Source organism: Elioraea sp. Yellowstone, from assembly GCF_006704265.1.
GTDB lineage: Bacteria > Pseudomonadota > Alphaproteobacteria > Acetobacterales > Acetobacteraceae > Elioraea.
The window spans coordinates 1-14,824 of the sequence record NZ_VIKA01000082.1 but is presented as its reverse complement, the minus strand read 5'-3'; the positions used below and the strand labels follow the sequence as shown (position 1 = coordinate 14,824).

At 74.4% G+C, this 14,824-nt stretch carries 22 protein-coding genes; 4 read left to right on the top strand and 18 right to left on the bottom strand.

The genetic code is table 11. From position 1 onward, the window contains the following. Window positions 1-91 precede the first annotated feature (91 nt). The 3 genes from FK498_RS12135 to FK498_RS12130 all read right to left on the bottom strand — a co-directional run bounded on the left by FK498_RS12135 (window position 92) and on the right by FK498_RS12130 (window position 1,657). The gene (locus FK498_RS12135; protein ID WP_237560925.1) at window positions 92-964 is read right to left on the bottom strand and encodes a tape measure protein; all 873 of its coding nucleotides are present in this window, start codon (window positions 962-964) and stop codon (window positions 92-94) included. A gap of 1 nt (window position 965) precedes the next feature. Further along, a complete protein-coding gene (locus tag FK498_RS19765; protein ID WP_202614832.1) occupies window positions 966-1,115 on the bottom strand; it encodes a hypothetical protein in 150 nt (49 codons plus the stop codon). A gap of 164 nt (window positions 1,116-1,279) precedes the next feature. Further along, window positions 1,280-1,657, bottom strand: a complete 378-nt coding sequence (locus tag FK498_RS12130) for a hypothetical protein (RefSeq protein ID WP_141854903.1) — start codon at window positions 1,655-1,657, stop codon at window positions 1,280-1,282. Between the two features lie 71 nt (window positions 1,658-1,728). Here FK498_RS12130 and FK498_RS12125 point away from each other — a divergent pair, with 71 nt between their 5' ends. Next, window positions 1,729-2,001, top strand: coding sequence for a type II toxin-antitoxin system ParD family antitoxin (locus FK498_RS12125; RefSeq protein WP_135470735.1), 273 nt, complete (start codon window positions 1,729-1,731; stop codon window positions 1,999-2,001). Between the two features lie 30 nt (window positions 2,002-2,031). Beyond that, window positions 2,032-2,358, top strand: a complete 327-nt coding sequence (locus FK498_RS12120) for a type II toxin-antitoxin system RelE/ParE family toxin (RefSeq protein WP_141854901.1) — start codon at window positions 2,032-2,034, stop codon at window positions 2,356-2,358. A gap of 3 nt (window positions 2,359-2,361) precedes the next feature. On the opposite strand, the gene FK498_RS12115 is transcribed toward FK498_RS12120, so the two are convergent. The 15 genes from FK498_RS12115 to FK498_RS19960 all read right to left on the bottom strand — a co-directional run bounded on the left by FK498_RS12115 (window position 2,362) and on the right by FK498_RS19960 (window position 13,856). Then, window positions 2,362-3,318: a phage tail tube protein gene (locus FK498_RS12115; protein ID WP_141854899.1), complete on the bottom strand. Its 957-nt coding sequence runs from the start codon at window positions 3,316-3,318 to the stop codon at window positions 2,362-2,364. A 34-nt stretch (window positions 3,319-3,352) separates the two neighbouring features. Further along, on the bottom strand, window positions 3,353-3,799 hold the full coding sequence (locus FK498_RS12110) for a hypothetical protein (RefSeq protein WP_141854897.1): 447 nt from the start codon (window positions 3,797-3,799) through the stop codon (window positions 3,353-3,355). Next, window positions 3,796-4,542, bottom strand: a complete 747-nt coding sequence (locus FK498_RS12105; RefSeq protein WP_141854895.1) for a DUF6441 family protein — start codon at window positions 4,540-4,542, stop codon at window positions 3,796-3,798. Before FK498_RS12105 ends, FK498_RS12110 begins: the two co-directional genes overlap by 4 nt. Further along, window positions 4,539-4,859: a phage holin family protein gene (locus FK498_RS12100; protein ID WP_141854893.1), complete on the bottom strand. Its 321-nt coding sequence runs from the start codon at window positions 4,857-4,859 to the stop codon at window positions 4,539-4,541. Before FK498_RS12100 ends, FK498_RS12105 begins: the two co-directional genes overlap by 4 nt. A gap of 10 nt (window positions 4,860-4,869) precedes the next feature. Beyond that, window positions 4,870-5,178, bottom strand: a complete 309-nt coding sequence (locus FK498_RS12095; RefSeq protein ID WP_141854891.1) for a hypothetical protein — start codon at window positions 5,176-5,178, stop codon at window positions 4,870-4,872. Window positions 5,179-5,340: 162 nt separating this feature from the next. Next, window positions 5,341-5,733 carry a hypothetical protein gene (locus FK498_RS12090; protein WP_141854889.1) on the bottom strand — a complete coding sequence of 131 codons (393 nt, stop codon included), beginning with the start codon at window positions 5,731-5,733 and terminating at the stop codon, window positions 5,341-5,343. After that, on the bottom strand, window positions 5,730-6,128 hold the full coding sequence (locus tag FK498_RS12085) for a M15 family metallopeptidase (protein WP_135470715.1): 399 nt from the start codon (window positions 6,126-6,128) through the stop codon (window positions 5,730-5,732). Before FK498_RS12085 ends, FK498_RS12090 begins: the two co-directional genes overlap by 4 nt. Beyond that, window positions 6,128-6,478: a DUF2190 family protein gene (locus tag FK498_RS12080; protein WP_135470713.1), complete on the bottom strand. Its 351-nt coding sequence runs from the start codon at window positions 6,476-6,478 to the stop codon at window positions 6,128-6,130. Before FK498_RS12080 ends, FK498_RS12085 begins: the two co-directional genes overlap by 1 nt. A 74-nt stretch (window positions 6,479-6,552) precedes the next feature. After that, complete coding sequence (locus tag FK498_RS12075; RefSeq protein ID WP_141854887.1) at window positions 6,553-8,631, bottom strand: prohead protease/major capsid protein fusion protein; 2,079 nt, start codon at window positions 8,629-8,631, stop codon at window positions 6,553-6,555. A 2-nt stretch (window positions 8,632-8,633) separates the two neighbouring features. Beyond that, window positions 8,634-10,109, bottom strand: a complete 1,476-nt coding sequence (locus FK498_RS12070) for a phage portal protein (RefSeq protein WP_237560924.1) — start codon at window positions 10,107-10,109, stop codon at window positions 8,634-8,636. After that, entirely contained in the window at window positions 10,106-10,342 is a 237-nt protein-coding gene (locus tag FK498_RS12065) for a phage head-tail joining protein (RefSeq protein WP_141854885.1), read from the bottom strand. Before FK498_RS12065 ends, FK498_RS12070 begins: the two co-directional genes overlap by 4 nt. Next, entirely contained in the window at window positions 10,342-10,950 is a 609-nt protein-coding gene (locus FK498_RS12060; protein WP_141854883.1) for a hypothetical protein, read from the bottom strand. The genes FK498_RS12065 and FK498_RS12060 overlap by 1 nt, the downstream gene beginning before the upstream one ends. Further along, window positions 10,947-11,300 carry a hypothetical protein gene (locus tag FK498_RS12055; protein WP_141854881.1) on the bottom strand — a complete coding sequence of 118 codons (354 nt, stop codon included), beginning with the start codon at window positions 11,298-11,300 and terminating at the stop codon, window positions 10,947-10,949. Before FK498_RS12055 ends, FK498_RS12060 begins: the two co-directional genes overlap by 4 nt. 13 nt (window positions 11,301-11,313) lie before the next feature. Further along, entirely contained in the window at window positions 11,314-13,269 is a 1,956-nt protein-coding gene (locus FK498_RS12050; RefSeq protein WP_141854879.1) for a phage terminase large subunit family protein, read from the bottom strand. Beyond that, the gene (locus FK498_RS19960) at window positions 13,269-13,856 is read right to left on the bottom strand and encodes an elements of external origin (protein WP_141854877.1); all 588 of its coding nucleotides are present in this window, start codon (window positions 13,854-13,856) and stop codon (window positions 13,269-13,271) included. Before FK498_RS19960 ends, FK498_RS12050 begins: the two co-directional genes overlap by 1 nt. 113 nt (window positions 13,857-13,969) lie before the next feature. On the opposite strand from FK498_RS19960, the gene FK498_RS12040 reads away from it, so the two are divergent. Then, window positions 13,970-14,194, top strand: coding sequence for a hypothetical protein (locus FK498_RS12040; RefSeq protein ID WP_027285540.1), 225 nt, complete (start codon window positions 13,970-13,972; stop codon window positions 14,192-14,194). Window positions 14,195-14,295: 101 nt separating this feature from the next. Next, window positions 14,296-14,824, top strand: a 529-nt coding sequence (locus FK498_RS12035; protein WP_202614831.1) for a hypothetical protein, incomplete at its 3' end; no start/stop codon positions are given.

The window sequence follows — 14,824 nt, the reverse complement described above, 5'->3', positions numbered from 1 at the left end:
CGCCGTGGCGGGCGAGGATGTAGGCGGTGACCGCGAGCTTGTCGTCGTCCGAGACCCGCGTGGGGTCGTCGAACGGCCTCAGCGTCAGGTTCTATTCCAGCAGCCCGGCGCCCTGGCGGACGCTGTCCACCGCGCGGGCGGCGGCCGAGAGCGCCCGGGCCAGCGCGCTGGAGAGGCCGATGGCGCGGTCGAGCTGGCCGAGGAAGTTCTCGGTCGCCGCCGTGAGCTGGCCGAAGGCGCGGCCCAGCGAGAGCGGCGCCCTGTCGAGCTCCGCCCCGACCCGCTCGGTGGCGCGCAGCAGGGCCGGGAAGACCCGCTCGGCGGTGAGCCGACCCTCGCTGCCGAGCTTGCGCAGTTCGCCGATGGAGACGCCGAGCTCGCGCGCCAGGCCCTCGGCGAGCAGCGGCATGGCCTCGAGGATGGAGCGGAGCTCGTCCCCCTGCAGCACGCCGGAGGCCAGGGCCTGGGCGAGCTGGAGGGTGGCGCTGCTGATCTCCTGCGTGGAGGCGCCAGAGACGATGGCGACGCGTTGCAGCCCGCCGACGAGGCGGACCACCTGGTCGGAGGTGGCGCCGATCTCGCGCGCGGCGATCGAGAAGCGCTGGAAGGCGTCGACGCTCTCGGAGACGGCGACGCCGGTGGAGAGGGCGTTGCGGTAGAGGGCCTCGTAGACCTGCCCGGCGCGCGCGACCGAGCCGGTGGCGTTCTGAAGCCGGGAGAGGCCCTGGGTCAGCGTGTCGCCGGCCTGGACCAGGGCGCGGGCGGCGACGGCCACGCCGGCGATCTGGCTGCCGCGGATGGCGAGGTCGAGCAGTTCGAGCGAGCGCGAGGCCCGCTCGGCGCCGCCCTTGATCCGGTCGAGGGAGCGCTGGCCGGTCTCGCCGACCTCGCGCAGCCCCGCCTTGACCCGGGCGGCGTCGTCCAGCGACAGGCGGACCGAGACGCGGCGGGTGGCGTCGGCCATGTCAGGTGGTCTCCCCCTCGCGGCGGGCGGTGGCGCCCTCGGCCATGCCGATGCGGATGGCAAGCAGCAGTTCGGCGGCGGCCCAGCCGGACGCGCCGAGGTCGCGCGCGGCGGCGAGCGCGCCGCCGATATCGAGGCTCAGCCCGCCCATCGTGGCCTCGGCGCAGGCCGTTCCTGCGGCCCATACGGCGGCGCCCTCGACGCTCGCGGGGGCGTGGGCGGCGTAGGGGCAAAGGGCGCCACAGTCGCGCCCAAGGGCCGCGCAACCGCGGCAGTATTCGGACCCGCGCCCGAAGTGCCAGGCGGCGCGGGCCCTTAGCCGTTTCCCTCGGCGGCCACCGCGGCGACCGGCGCGGTGGCGCGATCCCAGAAGGCGGCGGCGATGTCGTCGAGGTCCATCAGCCGCTCCACCGCCTCGGGCGAGAGCGGCAGCGGCTTGCCGGCGGCGTCGCCCACGCCCTCCCAGGCGGTGACGGCGTGGCGGGCCAGCGCCTTGACGAGGAAGGCGAAGGACAGGCCGCGCGCCATGTCGGGGTCGAGGTCCGGATCGGCGATGCGGATCGCGGCCAGCCGGCGCGAAGCGGCGGCCTGGGCGGCGGCCATCACGGCCGTGGTCACCGGCCGGATCTCGACGCGCACGCCGCGCGGCAGGTCGAGCCAGTACGGCTCGATGGGGAGGTCGAGGGTGAGCATGGGCGGTCTCCGGACTTGAAGTGGGCAGCCGCCATGTCAAAGTCTGACATGAAGAGGGACAGGAGGGCGGGATGCCGAATGTCAGCCTGACGCCGGAGCTCGAAGGCTTCGCCGAAGCCTGTGTCGCCTCGGGCCGTTACGGCAACGTCAGCGAAGTGATGCGCGCCGCGCTGCGGCTGCTGCAGGCGCAGGAGGAGAAGCGCGCGGCCTTCGTGCGCATGCTCGAGGCGGCGGAGCGCGAGGCCGACGAGACCGGGTGGTTCGAGGTCGAGCAGGTCGCGGAGGAGATGGACGCGATCATCGCCGAGGCGGAAGCCAGGCGGGCGCGGGAGCAGGCCCGCTGAGCCCGACCGGCAGCCTTCGGGCAACGCCCGATGGGCGGTAAGCGCCCGGCGATCCTCTCGGCGCAGGCGCGTCGTGACCTTGCCGAGGCGGCGGCGTTCATCGCCACCGACAATCCCGCCGCGGCCCGCCGCCTGCGCGAGCAGGTCGTTGCGGCTGCCGTCCGGATCGGGGCCTATCCGCGGATCGGGGTCGTCCGCCCCGCCCTGGCGCCCGAGGAGGTGCGCTTCCTGGTCGTCCCGGACTTCCCCTACGTGATCGTCTATCGGGCGACGGCGACGCCGCCGCGCATCCTGCGGGTCCTGCATGGCGCGCGCGACCTGCAGGAGCTGCTGCGTGACCTGCTCGGCGGCGCGTGATCCTCACGCATACTCGCTCGCCTGCTGCTGGTTCCGGAGCACCACGGTCATCATGCGTGTTGCCGTGGCGTTGTAGGCGGCGCGGAACGCGAAGCTCGCCTCGACGCCGGCCGGCCCCTCGATCGGGGTCTTGGCGAGGGCGAGGTAGACCTCGTGCAGGGTGATGGTCAGGCTGCGGTTGGCGTCGATCGTATAGCTGAAGGCGAACTCCGCCGGCGCGTTGTCCTGCGCCTGGGTCAGCAGCGTGCTGTCGGCGAAGCGCGCGGTGATCTGCCCGGTGGCGCGCGCGATGCCGGGATCCACCCCCTCCACCTTCCGGTCGGCGCGGATGGTGCGCACCATCTCCATCCCGTTGGCGTAGGTGAGCCGGGCGCCGGTCACCTGGGCGAGCGCGGCGCCGTTGCGGCTGATCGCCCCCTGCGCCTTGTGGAAGGCGGCGTAGGCGGCGCCGGTCGGCGTGCCGCCGGCGCTCGAGGCGCCGCGCGTCGAGCCCTGCCCCATCAGCCCGATGGTCGCGGTGGCGGGGCCGGTCGGCGAGAAGTCGAGCTCCAGCGTGTCGGCCCGCACGCCGGTGCAGAGGTCGTAGGAGGGCACGTCCGGATAGCCGATCTCGATGCTGTTCGAGGGCAGCGCGGCGGCGCCCGAGCCGAAGCTGTGGACGAAGTTCGGGCTGGTGCCGGTGGTGGTCGGGACCCCAAGCAGCAGGCGGAGCCAGTGGCCGATGTTGACGAGGTCGACCGGCACCACCGCCTGGCCCTGGACGGTGACGGTGTCGAGGAAGGGGGCGGCCGGATCGCGGCTGGAGCCGACGCCGATGACGTCGGCATCGAGCAGCGGCTGCTCGGCGCCGAGGTCGCAGGAGAGGAAGGGCAGGCGCCGCCAGTCGCCCGCGGGCGCGGTGCCGTAGGTCGCCTCGGGGCTCATGAGCAGGCGGCAATTGGCGCCGATGGCACGGGGCATCGGGGGTCTCCGGGATCAGCGGGAGGAAGGAGCGTCAGGCCAGCGGCGAGCCGGCGACGGTGAAGAACAGCGCGACGGGGACCGAGGCGGCACGGGCGGCGGCGGCACCCTCGACCTCGACGTCCTCGAACTCGGGCGCGCCGGGCTGCGCCCATTCCACCGCGCCGCCCAGGGTGCGGTCGGCGGTGACGGCGGCGGCGATGGCCGCCAGCAGCGCGTCGAGCAGCGTGCTGCGCGCGGCGGCGGCGGCGCCGGCGACGGTGACCTCGATCGCGGCGCGGTGCTCGATGGCCCAAGCCAGCGGCGAGAGGATCGCCGCCTCCTCCACGGTCTCGCCGTCGCGCAGGACGACGAGGCCGCCCGGCGGCAGGCGCTGCGGCGCGGTCTCGCCACGGAGGACCAGAGGCGCGGGATTGCGGGTGGCGAGCGCGGTCTGCAGCCGGCCGTGCAGCGCGGCGATCGCGGTCTCGCGCATGCTCATGGCGCCGCCCACCTCCCGCTCTCGTCGGACGCATGCGTCCGACCCCAGGCCGCCACGAAGCGCCCCGGCAGCCGGCGCAGCCCCCGTTCGGCGGCGCCCTTCACGTCGAGCCGCCTGGCGAGCGTCACCTGCGGCAGCAGCAGGAACATCGGCACCATCCCCCGTTCCAGCATGCCCCGCGCCCAGGCCTCGCGGCCCTTGCGGTTGCCGGTGCCGATCTCGGCGAGGCCGCCGGCGATCAGCCGGGTGCGGCGGCGGCGGCCGGTCTGCTCGCCCTGCCGCAACGGCAGGCACCAGACGAAGCCTCGCCCAGACCTGAAAGGGCGGAGAAAGCCCTGGCCGGAGGCGACCATCTGCGCCGGCGTGACCCGCAGGCCCTTCTCTCCGCGCCCTCTGCGCCCCCGCGCCGCGTTGAAGCCGGTCGGGATGGCCAGGAACTTCCGGCCACCCTTGGCGCGGATCAGCGCGCCGCGCGCGAAGGCGTCGATGACGTTCGGCACCTTGGTCCAGACCAGGCCTGCCGGACGAAGCGACTGCCCCATGCGGGGAAACACCTGTGACCGCCAGGCATGGGCGATGCCCCGCGCGTTGCCGCCGAAGCTGCTGGTCACCTGCCGCCGCAGCTCGGCCTTGACCTGCTCGGTCTCCGCGCGGATCGCCGTCATCGCCGCGCGCTCGCCGGCACGGACCTCGGCGGCGAGCACCTGGCGCAGGTCGCCGAGGATGGTGGCGGCCAGCCTCACGGCGTGCCGCCGCCCGGCGGCAGGCCGGTGCGGTGGCGGATGATCGCCACCGCGAGGTCATGCAGCGCCGCCTGGCCGAGGTAGCCGAACACGAAGGCGAAGAGGAACCGGCCGTACTCGTTGAACTCGAGGAAGCCGCCGAGGGCGTAGCCGGCGCTGCCGACCAGGGCGGCGGAGGGCACCTCCCAGGCCAGGCACCAGCCGAAGCGGCGGCGCCCGGGGTTGTTCCACCGCACGAAGCCGCCGGCGAGGCCGGCGGCGGCACCGAGCAGCAGGTCGCGCAGCACCTCCAGCAGGCCGAGGGTGGTCTGCGGCATGGCGGGGTTCCTATCGCTGGCAGAACACGCGCCAGGCGGTGCCGGTGGCATCGCGCTCGGCGTGGGTGACGGTGAGCAGGTCGGGGCCGAGGGCGAAGCTGTCGCCGGCGGCGAGGTCGGGCAGGACGGCGATGGCGACCGAGAGGATGTCGGTCGCGGAGAGGATCTCGGTGCCGAAGGCATCGGCCCCACGATCCGGGGAGGACCGCAGCACCCTGACGACGATGGGCGCGCCGGTGCCGCCCTGCCGATAGACCGCCTCGACCCCGAGGTTCGGATCGGCGACCAGGGCGGCCATCGCGACGTCGAAGGCGTTCACCGCTCGCCCCCATCGGCCGGGTTCAGCCGCCGCACCGCGGCGAGCCGCCCCGCGCAGTCGGCGTGGGCGGCGTCATAGGCCAGCAGCAGCTCCGCCACCTGGCCCTGCGTGAGGTGATCCGTGGCCGGAAGCGCCGGCGCCGGGGCGCAGACCAGCAGCGCGTCAGGGAGGCGGAGCGGCAGCAGGCGGATCTCCGGCGCTGCGGTTGGCGCGCAGGCGCTCGACAGCATCGCGCAGCACAGGGGCAGCGCCGGCGGCATGGCTCGGGTCACGGCGGAGCGCCTCCAGGTTGGCGCCGAGGCGCGCGGCCTGGGCGCGGGCACGCTCGGCCTCGTCGGTGAGCGCGGCGATGTGGCGCGCGTGCTCCGCCGTGGCCTGGGCGAGTGCGGCCGCATTGGCTGCCGCCGCACGGCTGGCCATCGCCGCGTCGAGGCGTGCGGCATCGCGCTGGCTGCGGAAGTGCCAGGCGGCCAGCGCCGTCATGGCGCAGGCCGCTGCCAGACCGATCGGCAGGGCATGCCGACCGAGCAGCCCAAGGATCGCCGCGCCGGTCACGGATAGGCCTTGCGGTCAAGCTCGAAGTGCGGCCCGTCGCGGAAGGAGGTCCAGTCGCCGCCCCAGACGATCGGCACCCCGAGCGCCTTGGCCGCAGCCTTCATGGCGGCGCCGATCTGCTCGTAGAGCGGCCAGTCCCAGCGGATCTCGCCGTGTTCGGGGACGCCGTCGCCGTCGTCGAGCCAGTAGGCCAGGTCGACGGCGTGGCCGGTCAGATGCCGGCTGTCTATGGTGCGCGAGGCGCCGATCGCGACCAGCCGGGCCTGGCGCTCCCGCGAGCGCACCCCTTCCGTCACGATGAACGGCACCTGCTGGCGAGCCCGTTCGACGACGCGGACCAGGTCCCGGTGCACGCCCGCGAGGCGCGCCCGGTCGCGCGGCAGCAGCGCGGCCATCACGCCCCCGACGCCGGCACGCGGGCGAGCATCACCCGCACCGTGGCGTCCGATGCCGCGGCTGCCATGGTCGCGATACCGACCTGGAAGTTGCCGGTCGCGGTGGTGGTGATGCGGCGGTTGGTGTTGTCCCAGAAAACGCGCGCGCCGGCGGAGATCGCCTGTGCGGGGTCCTTGGGCAGCTCGAACTCGCCGCGGGTCTCGCACTCGACGGTAGCGTTCTGGGCGGCGTCGGAGGCCGCCACCCCGAAGAACGCGCCGACCAGCATGCCCTGGCCGGCGAGGATGCCCCCCGCGTAGGGCACCACCATCGGGATGGAGCGCGCGTCGGGACGGAGGCAGTTGCGCATGGGAGGGTCTCCTGAAGGCGCTGAGGGCGCCCCGCAGGACGCCCTCGACGAAGCTGCTGTGGTGGTGGGAAGGATCAGGTGCCCGGGTTGAACCAGGCGCCGCGCCAGTCGATGGCGCCGACGCCGAAGTCGAAGATCACGCCGACCTCGACGCCGTCGGCGCCCTGCACCGGGCCGGTGGTGACCTGCGGCCCCTCGGCGCCGTTGAGGTAGCCGTAGACGTAGACCGGCGCCGCGGCCGGGTCGGAGAACAGGTACCAGCGGTTCCCCGGGATCAGCGGCTCGATCACCGGCTGCACGAAGCCGGCGAAGACGTTCGCCTTGGCCGTCTCGCTCGCCTGCACCACCACCGTCGCCTGGCGGGCGGCGAGCTCGAGGTTCGGCCCGACCAGGAGGCGCATGGTCTGGCCGATCGAGATCGGCAGCCCGTCCAGCGTGCGCTGCTTCATGATGGCGGCGCGGCCGGCGCCGATGGTCGCGGTGTCGAGCACCGTGCCGGTGCTGGCCTTGTTGGCGCGCGCCGCGCCGGTGCCGAACACGGGCGCGTTGCCGGTGGCGAGCGTCGGCCCGTCGCCATTGGCGCTGTTGAGCAGGTTGTAGGCGGTGGCGTTCTCGAACTCGGCGACGCGGCGGCCGATCATGGAGGCGAAATCGGTGAAGGCGCCGAGGTCATCGTTGACCAGCATCGGCCGGGTGACGCGGAGGCGCCGGGCGAAGGTCTGGAGCAGGACGATCTCCTGGCTCTCCGACATGGTGCCGACCTGGATCTCGCCGTTCTCGGCGAGGGGGAGCAGGGTCGGGAAGTCGCCGATGCGGAGATGCCGGTGCGGCTTGAAGTCGCGGAAGTCGCGGCGGAGGAAGACCTGTCGGTAGGTCGGCTGCGCCGGCTGGTAGGCGGCGAGCAGCATCTTGTTGGCCGCCGCCGCGAGCAGCAGCGGGAAGTCGGAGGTGGTGTGGAAGGCGCGCTCGGCGAGCAGGGTCGGATTGCGGGGCGGGTTGCGCTCGCCGCGGCGGGCGAGCAGCTCGCGCAGCATGTCGGAGGGGCGCCAGCCGAGGAACTCGGCGTGGCGGCCGGAGCCCTGCGGCTGGTAGCCGGGCATGGCGCGCACAGCGAGCGCCTCGGCCATGGCGTCGAGGATCTGCGCCGGGTCGTCGTGGCCGGGGCCGGTCTCGGGGCGGGCGGGGATGGAGGGCCGCGGGCCCTTGGCCACCAGGGCGTCGAACAGGGCGCGGCGGGCCTGGTCGCCGGTCCAGCCCTGGGCGATGGCCTCGGCACGGATAGGGGTGATGCGGTCCGCCGGCAGCAGGGCGCGGGCGGCCTCCACGGCGGCATCGATGCCGGCGATGCGCTCGCGCTCGGCGCGGCTCGCCTCGGCGCGCACGGCATCGAGATCGGGCGGTGCGACCGCTGCGGGCGCGGCGCGGCTGGGTTCTGGGCTGGTGGTCACGGTGGTCTCCTGGGGCGGGGTGGGGGGCGCCGACGGCGCGGGAACGTCCCGGGCGGCCGGCGCGGCCGGGGTCTCCGGCGTCGTCTCGAGCATGGTGGTGTCCTCGTCAGGCAGGGCGGGTTCGATCGCGATGGCGGGCGCGCCCTGCGGCGCCTCGCCACGCACTGCGGCATCCCGGTCCACCGGGACCGGCACGACGGAGATCTCGAAGGGCTCCCAATCCACCGCGCGGTGGACGATCTCGCCGGTGGCGGGGTCGGCCCGCGGCTCGTAGCGGTGCACGCGGTAGCCGACGCTCACCGCCCGCAGCGTGCCGTCGGCGATGCGCTGCCAGACCGGCTCGACGTCGGCGGCGGTCGAGAACTGCAGCGTGGCGTAGCCGCGGCCGCGCTCGAGGCGGGCGGCGGTGACCCGGCCAAGGACATCCCTGGCACCATCACGGCGGTGGGTGTCGAGCACCGGAGCGCGCCCGGAGCGCAGCGCATCCATGCGCACCGCGTTCGGCGACATCTCCAGCTCCTCGGTGATGAGGCCAAGGGCGGGGACGAAGTTGCGGGCGCGGGCGCCGGTGCTCCACACCACCTCGACGGTGCGGGCGGCGCGATCGACGGTGGCAGGCGCGGCAATCGCGCGCTGCGCCAAGATGGGCGCAGCAGCAAGCTCCGGTGCGGGGTCTCCCCCGCCCGGTTCGATGATGTCCGTCATGGTCAGCCCTGTGCTGGGATCTCGCGCGGCGGGGCCGCGGCGCCGGTGGCGGCAATCTCGACCGCGGCCATCTGCGCGGCGTCCTGCGCTGCGCCGGACTTCGCGACCCGGCGCGGGTCGGTGTCGAGCGAGATGCCGGCCTCGTCGAGCAGGGCGTTGGCCTCGCGGATCATCTCCACGGCGGCCCGGAAGTCGTAGCCGAAGGCCCCGGCCGCCTCGGGCTGCGGGACGAAGCCAGCGCGCACCTGGGCAATCAGCGCGGTGGTATCCTTTAGCGGGTCGATCATCTCGTGCGCCGGCGGAACGTGGCTGACGCCGTCCGGCATCTCCGCACCCCACAGGCCGAGCAGCGCGCCCTGGGCGTGGAAGCGGTCCGCGACGGGCCGCACCAGCATCGGGATCAGCATGCCGTACTGCACCTGCTCGCAGAGGCGGCGGAACTCGATCTTGCCGGCGCGGAGGGACGAGTAGTTGGCCTGCGTCAGGTCGCCGGAGACCTGGTCATAGGTCAGGCCGGCGCCCACCGCCGCCGCCTCCAACGCCCTGCGGGCGAAGGCGGCGTGCGACCCGCCCCCCGAGGGATTCACCACCTCCACGCTGCCCATGCCACGGCGGTACAGGATCATCCCCGGCTCGAAGCTCTCGACCGCCCGGCCCTGGGCGTCGCGGAGCAGACCGGAAGCGGCGCCGGTGAGCGCCTCGTCGCCCTCCTCCGTGACCACCGCGGCGAGGCAGGCCTCGATCTTCGCCTTCATCAGCAGCGCCGCCTCGTAGTCCCCGAGATCGCGCAGCCGGAGCAGCACCGGCGCCAACCAGGAGACGTCGCGCAGCTGGCCGGGCCGGCGCTTGCGATAGACGTGCAGCACCTCCGACGCCGGGATGCGCTCGCTGCTCTGCCAGGTGGCCCCGGGCAGGATCCAGGCGGCGCCCGGATGCACGCTGTGCAGCCAGTAGCCGATCGGCGCGCCGGCCTCGCCGAGCGCGATGCCCTGGATGGTCGGCACGCCGTCCACCATGCCGTTGCGCGCCGTGTCGAGGTGATCGCTCTCCAGCACCTGCAGGCGCAGGCCGATCGGATTGGCGGGCGACGGCGGCGCCAGCAGGAAGCGGACGAAGCACTCACCGCTCTCGACCACCGCCCGCATCACCAGCGCCTGCAGGCCGTAGAGGTCGAGCCGTCCCTCGGCATCGCACGCGGTGCCCTCCGCCCAGCGTTGCCAGGCGCGGCCATGCGCGTCGTCCGGCCAGCGCGTGGTGATGCCGGCGCCGACGGCGTTGCCGGTCCAGAGGTCGACGATGCGGCTGGCGTAGGGGTCGTTGCGGACGGCGTCGCGGGCGCGGCGGGCGACCGTCGCGGCAGCCAGACCGATCTCGGCATTGGCGCTGCCGCCGGAGGGCGCCCAGGCAGAAGCGCGGTGGTCCTGCGCCGCGGCGTAGCCGCGCAGGACCTGCCATGCGTCGCGGAGGCGTCGGATCACCCGGTTCTCTCCCGCGAGAAGCTGGCCAGCGTCACAGAGGGCCGACGGGCGGCGCTGTTCTCCGCGCCGCGCAACATGGCCAGCGCCCGGCCGAGTTCGTCGAGGCTCCGATACTCGACGGTGCGCCCCTCGAAGCTCGCGCGCGTGGTGCCGCCGGTGTAGGCGGCGGCGAGCGCCGCCGCGCGGCTGCCGGGGGGCTGCGCCAGCGCCCAGGCGAGGACGGCCGGGTCCATCACGCGGCCCTGAGCGTCGGCAGCGGCGTCGCCGCGTTGACGAGATAGGACAGCCCGCCCGGCGGGTTCGGCATGATCGGCACGCCAGCCTGGTGCGTCAGCGCCGCGAAGAAGCCGTTCTCGCTGCCCGTCGTGCCCCCGCCGGCACCGCCATCGGCCGCGGCCGAGCCGAGCAGCAGCGTGTTCCCGCCGCTGAAGGCCTGGGTGGAGGTGCCGCGCACCGAGGGCGCGCCCGAGAAGCACAGCAGCAGCCACCAGATGCCGGCCGAAATCCAGCGCGGCCGCGCGAAGGGACAGACCGCACCGCCGGCGGCGGCGGTGTCGGCGTCCGCCAGCGGTTCCTCGATCAGCGGCCCCGGCCGGCCGGCGCCGTTGTCGGCGGCGAGCGCCATGCGCAGGAGGCCCGCGGCGCCGGTGGTCACGCTCACCGCCATGGCCGAGAACAGCCCCGGCCGCGCAAGAACGTAGGGGACGCAGTAGAGGCGGTTCGCGGCCATGGCGACGGCGCCGCCGACGGCGCGCGCATGCTGCGAGGCGTAAAAGCGCCCCGAGACGTAGGGCAGCATCGCCGGGCTGGGCGGCAGGTGATGCTGGAACAGCGCGGTCATGCGAGCGGCCGGATGCCGAGGGTGAGCAGCCGCTCTGCCGCCTGGTTCACCGGCGCGGCGGCAAGCCCGGAGCGCAGCCTGAGCCAGCGCCAGCCGAGCAGCAGCGTGGGCGGCAGGGTGAGCGCCCGGCCGGCGGCGACGCTCAGCACCACCTCGTTGCCGAGGTGGTCGTGGAGGTCGGCCCAGGCGGCTGGCTCGCCCTCGTCGAGCGAGCCCTGGACGGTGAGCGGGGCGTCGGTCCAGGCGGCGGGCAGCAGCAGCAGGCAGACGCCGTAGCCGACGCTGGCGACCGGCGCGCTCAGCGCCTGGCCGGCGGCGATCGTGGTGCGCACCGGGACGAGGGCGGTCATGAGGGTCTCCAGATCAGCGCAGCCAGCCGCCGCGCGGGGCGAGCCAGGCGCGGGGGCGGGTGGCGACAGGCGCCGGCGCATCCGGCGTCGCGGGTGGCGTCGGCTCCGCTGCTGGCAGGGACAGCGCATCGGCCATCCGCGCCCAGCGGCCCTCGCCCCAGCCGTCCATGCCGAGCGCCGCCGCGGCGGCGCGGGCATAGACCCGGCAGTCCAGCGCCTCGTTGCGCTCGCGGGTCTTGACCCATTCCAGCCGGCGGAAGCCGTTCTTTCCGGCGCGCGCGACGAGCTGCTCCGCCGTGAGCTGGCGGCAGAACTCCTCGCCCGCCGCATGCACCGGCAGGTGGACGTAGCCGGGCGGGAACGGCTCGCCGCTCTCCTCGGTCGGCCGGTCGAGCTTGAGCCAGCCATAGGTCTCGGCCTTGAGGAAGGAGGATCCCACCGGCCAGAGCTTCAGCCCGCCGAGCTTGCGGCCCTGCCGCCGCACCTCCGTCGCCGCCGGCTGGCCGACCGCGGCGCGCAGCCCGTCCTGGCCCTTGACGGCGATGGCGCGGCCCGACCCGGCGCGGCGCACGAAGGCGTAGACCTCGGCCGTGGTCATGCCGTCGCCGCTGTCGATCGCCGCCATGGCGACCGGCAGCCGATGCCCGCTGGCGTGCCGCCAGGTCTCGCCGAGCAGGAGCCGCAGCTCCTCCCACACCGCCGCCTCGAACGGGTTCCCCGCCAGCACGCGGTGCTCGATGAGCCAGGACTGCCGGTCCTGCCCCCAGGCCCAGACCGAGGCCTCGAGCCGGTCCCGCTGCACGTCCACGCCGGCGGTCAGCAGCAGCCCGCCGGCGGGGACGCTCCCCACCGGCCAGTGCTCCCGGCGGTCGTAGAGCCGCCGCCAGTCCGGCGCCTCGCCCGCCTCCTGCCAGGTCTCGCCGAGCACGGTGTTGCGGAAGGTCTTGATCGCGCGGTCGTCGCCCTGCGCCGCGAGCCAGAGCCGCGCGATCTCCGACCAGGGCATCCAACCGGGCGGCGAGTAGAGCGCCGAGATGTGGAAGCCGATGGCGTGCGGGTCAGTGGCGGTGGCCGTGGCCCGCCATTCGCCCGCGGCCAGCAGCGCCGCCTTGTGCTGTTCGCCGATCGCGCCGTCGCAGGCCTCGCAGAGGTAGCGCGCCGTCTCGGGCTCGCCCTCATCCCAGACCAGCCGCTCGAAGCGCAGCCACTGCATCGCCCCGCAATGCGGGCAGGGCAGGAAGTAGCGCCGCTGGTCGGTGGCGAGATACTCGCGCTCGATGCGCGACAGGCCGGCGATGGTCGGTGTCGAGACCAGGAACAGCTTGCGCCGCCAGCCGAAGGTGCGCGCCCGTGCCTCGGCCAGCGCGATCGGGTCGCCCTCGCCCTCGACGTCGCCGGGATAGGCGTCGATCTCGTCGAGGAACAGGAAGCGCGCCGACATGGAGCGCAGGCCAACGGCGCTGTTGGCGCCGGTCATCACCAGCTGGCCGCCGGGGAACTCCTTCGAGAGCTGCCGGTTGCCGGAGTCCCGCGAGCGGGCCGGCGCCACCCGCTCGCGGATCGCCGGCGTCTCCTCGACCAGCGGATCGATGCGCTGGTCGGAGAAGCGTTTCGCCAGCTCCGTGGTCGGCTGCACCGCGAGCATCGGCCCCGGCGCGTGATGGATGACGTAGCCGATCCAGTTGCTGCCGCAGGTGGTGGCGCCCACCTGCGCGCCCTTCATGAAGACCACGCGCCGGGCCGGATGGGCGGGCGAGAGCGCGTCCATCACCTCCTTGAGATACGGGGTGCGCGCGGTGCGATAGGGGCCGGGCTCGGCGGAGTCGCGGCTGCCCAGCATCCGGTGCCGGTCGGCCCATTCCGAGACCAGCAGCGCCGACTCCGGCATCATGCCGTCGCGCCAGGCCTCAAGGATCTCGGCGTCACCCTCGAAGCGGCCGAGCTCCTCCAGGAGATGCTCGCCCGCCATCACGACACCTGCACCCGGACATCATGCCGGGCCGCGAGATGCTCGCGCAGACGCTGGTCCATCATGATCTGCAACCGATGCGCATCGACGCCGAGCTCGGCTGCCATCTCGGCGGCGACGCGGGCGGGCCAGGCGAGGATGGCGTCCCGCTCCTCCTTGGCGAGGCGGTGCACGAGCAGGAGTGCGCGGGCCTTGTCGACCAGCTTGCCCTTGCGCTCGTCGATGCGAAGCCGGCGCTCCTGCGCCTTGAGCACCTCGTTCGCCGTGCGCGCGTCGTGGAACGTGCTGCCGGCGGCGCGCGGCAGGGGATCGGGCGGAGGCGCAGCGATTGCTGGCGGCGAAACAGGGCGCGGTGCCATCGGCGGGACGGGCGCAGGTTGGGGCGCGGCGAGCGTCGCCGTCTTGCGCGTCGGGTCGCTGCTCTCCGCAAGCCGCGCGCGGGTCTTTGCCACATCCCAGGCGCCGTCCGGCTCGGGCGCGATGCGGCCGGCCCGCTGCGCCTTCTGCAGGGCGGTGTGGGAGACGCCGAGGCGGCGCGCCAGCTCGCGCTGCGAGGCCACGAGGCCCGGCTCGGCGCTGGCGATCATGATGTGATCGAGATCCCTCGAAGATAGCAATCGACGAAGCGCCGATGGCGCTTGGCTCAGCCCCCGCCGCAGCGCGAATGGTCCGTCACGCAATGCGGATGACGGAGACCACGATGACGAAGCGTGAAGCCAACCAGCAGCGGAGCCTCGAAGCCTTCCTCGCCAAGAAGGCCGAGTTCGACGCCCTGCTGGCCGAACTGCAGCAGGCCAGTGTGGACCACTTCGGGGCGGACCCCGAGGCGGTGCTCTGGGGCGAGACCGCCTGGCTCGCGGACGCCACCGCGAAGCTGAAGGACATCGCGGACCAGCACTTCCGCCGAGGCGAATACGCCCGCTGACGCGGCGCGCCTCCCGCACCGCCCCGACCGGGCCGAGCCCGGCGGGGCTCCCGGCAGTAGGGGGCCGAGAGGGTCGGCTCCCGGAACCAGAGACCCCGACGATGAGGCTGACCGACACCCAGCGCACCATCCTCAGCCAGGCGAGCCAGCGCGACGACGGGCTGGCAGTCCCGCCCGAGCGCCTCCCGGCCGCGGCGCGGCAGACGGTGGCGAAGGCCCTGCTGAAGCACGACCTGGTCATCGCGGTGCACCGCCCCGCCCACGACGCGCGGGCGAAGTGGACGGTGGATGGCGACGAGATGCTGCTCAAGATCACCGACGCAGGCCTGCGTGCCATCGGCGTCGCGCCGGAGGGCGATGGCGCGGAGCCGGCGGACGCCCGCCCGCGCGACGAGCGCAACGGGGCGGATCCCCGCCTCGTCGACGGCGACGACGAGCCGGCAGAGCCGGCCACGGTGGGCGACAGGGCGCCCCTGGGCGGGACGGACGCCGCGCCGGGGGACACGCAGGCCACCGCGCCCGAAGCCGCCCTCGACCCCGCCCGGACCGAGGAACTCGCCCTGCTCGACCAGGCCCTCGCCGCCCCGCGCCCGGCGCCGCGGGCGACGCTCCGCGCCGCCGCGCAGCGCG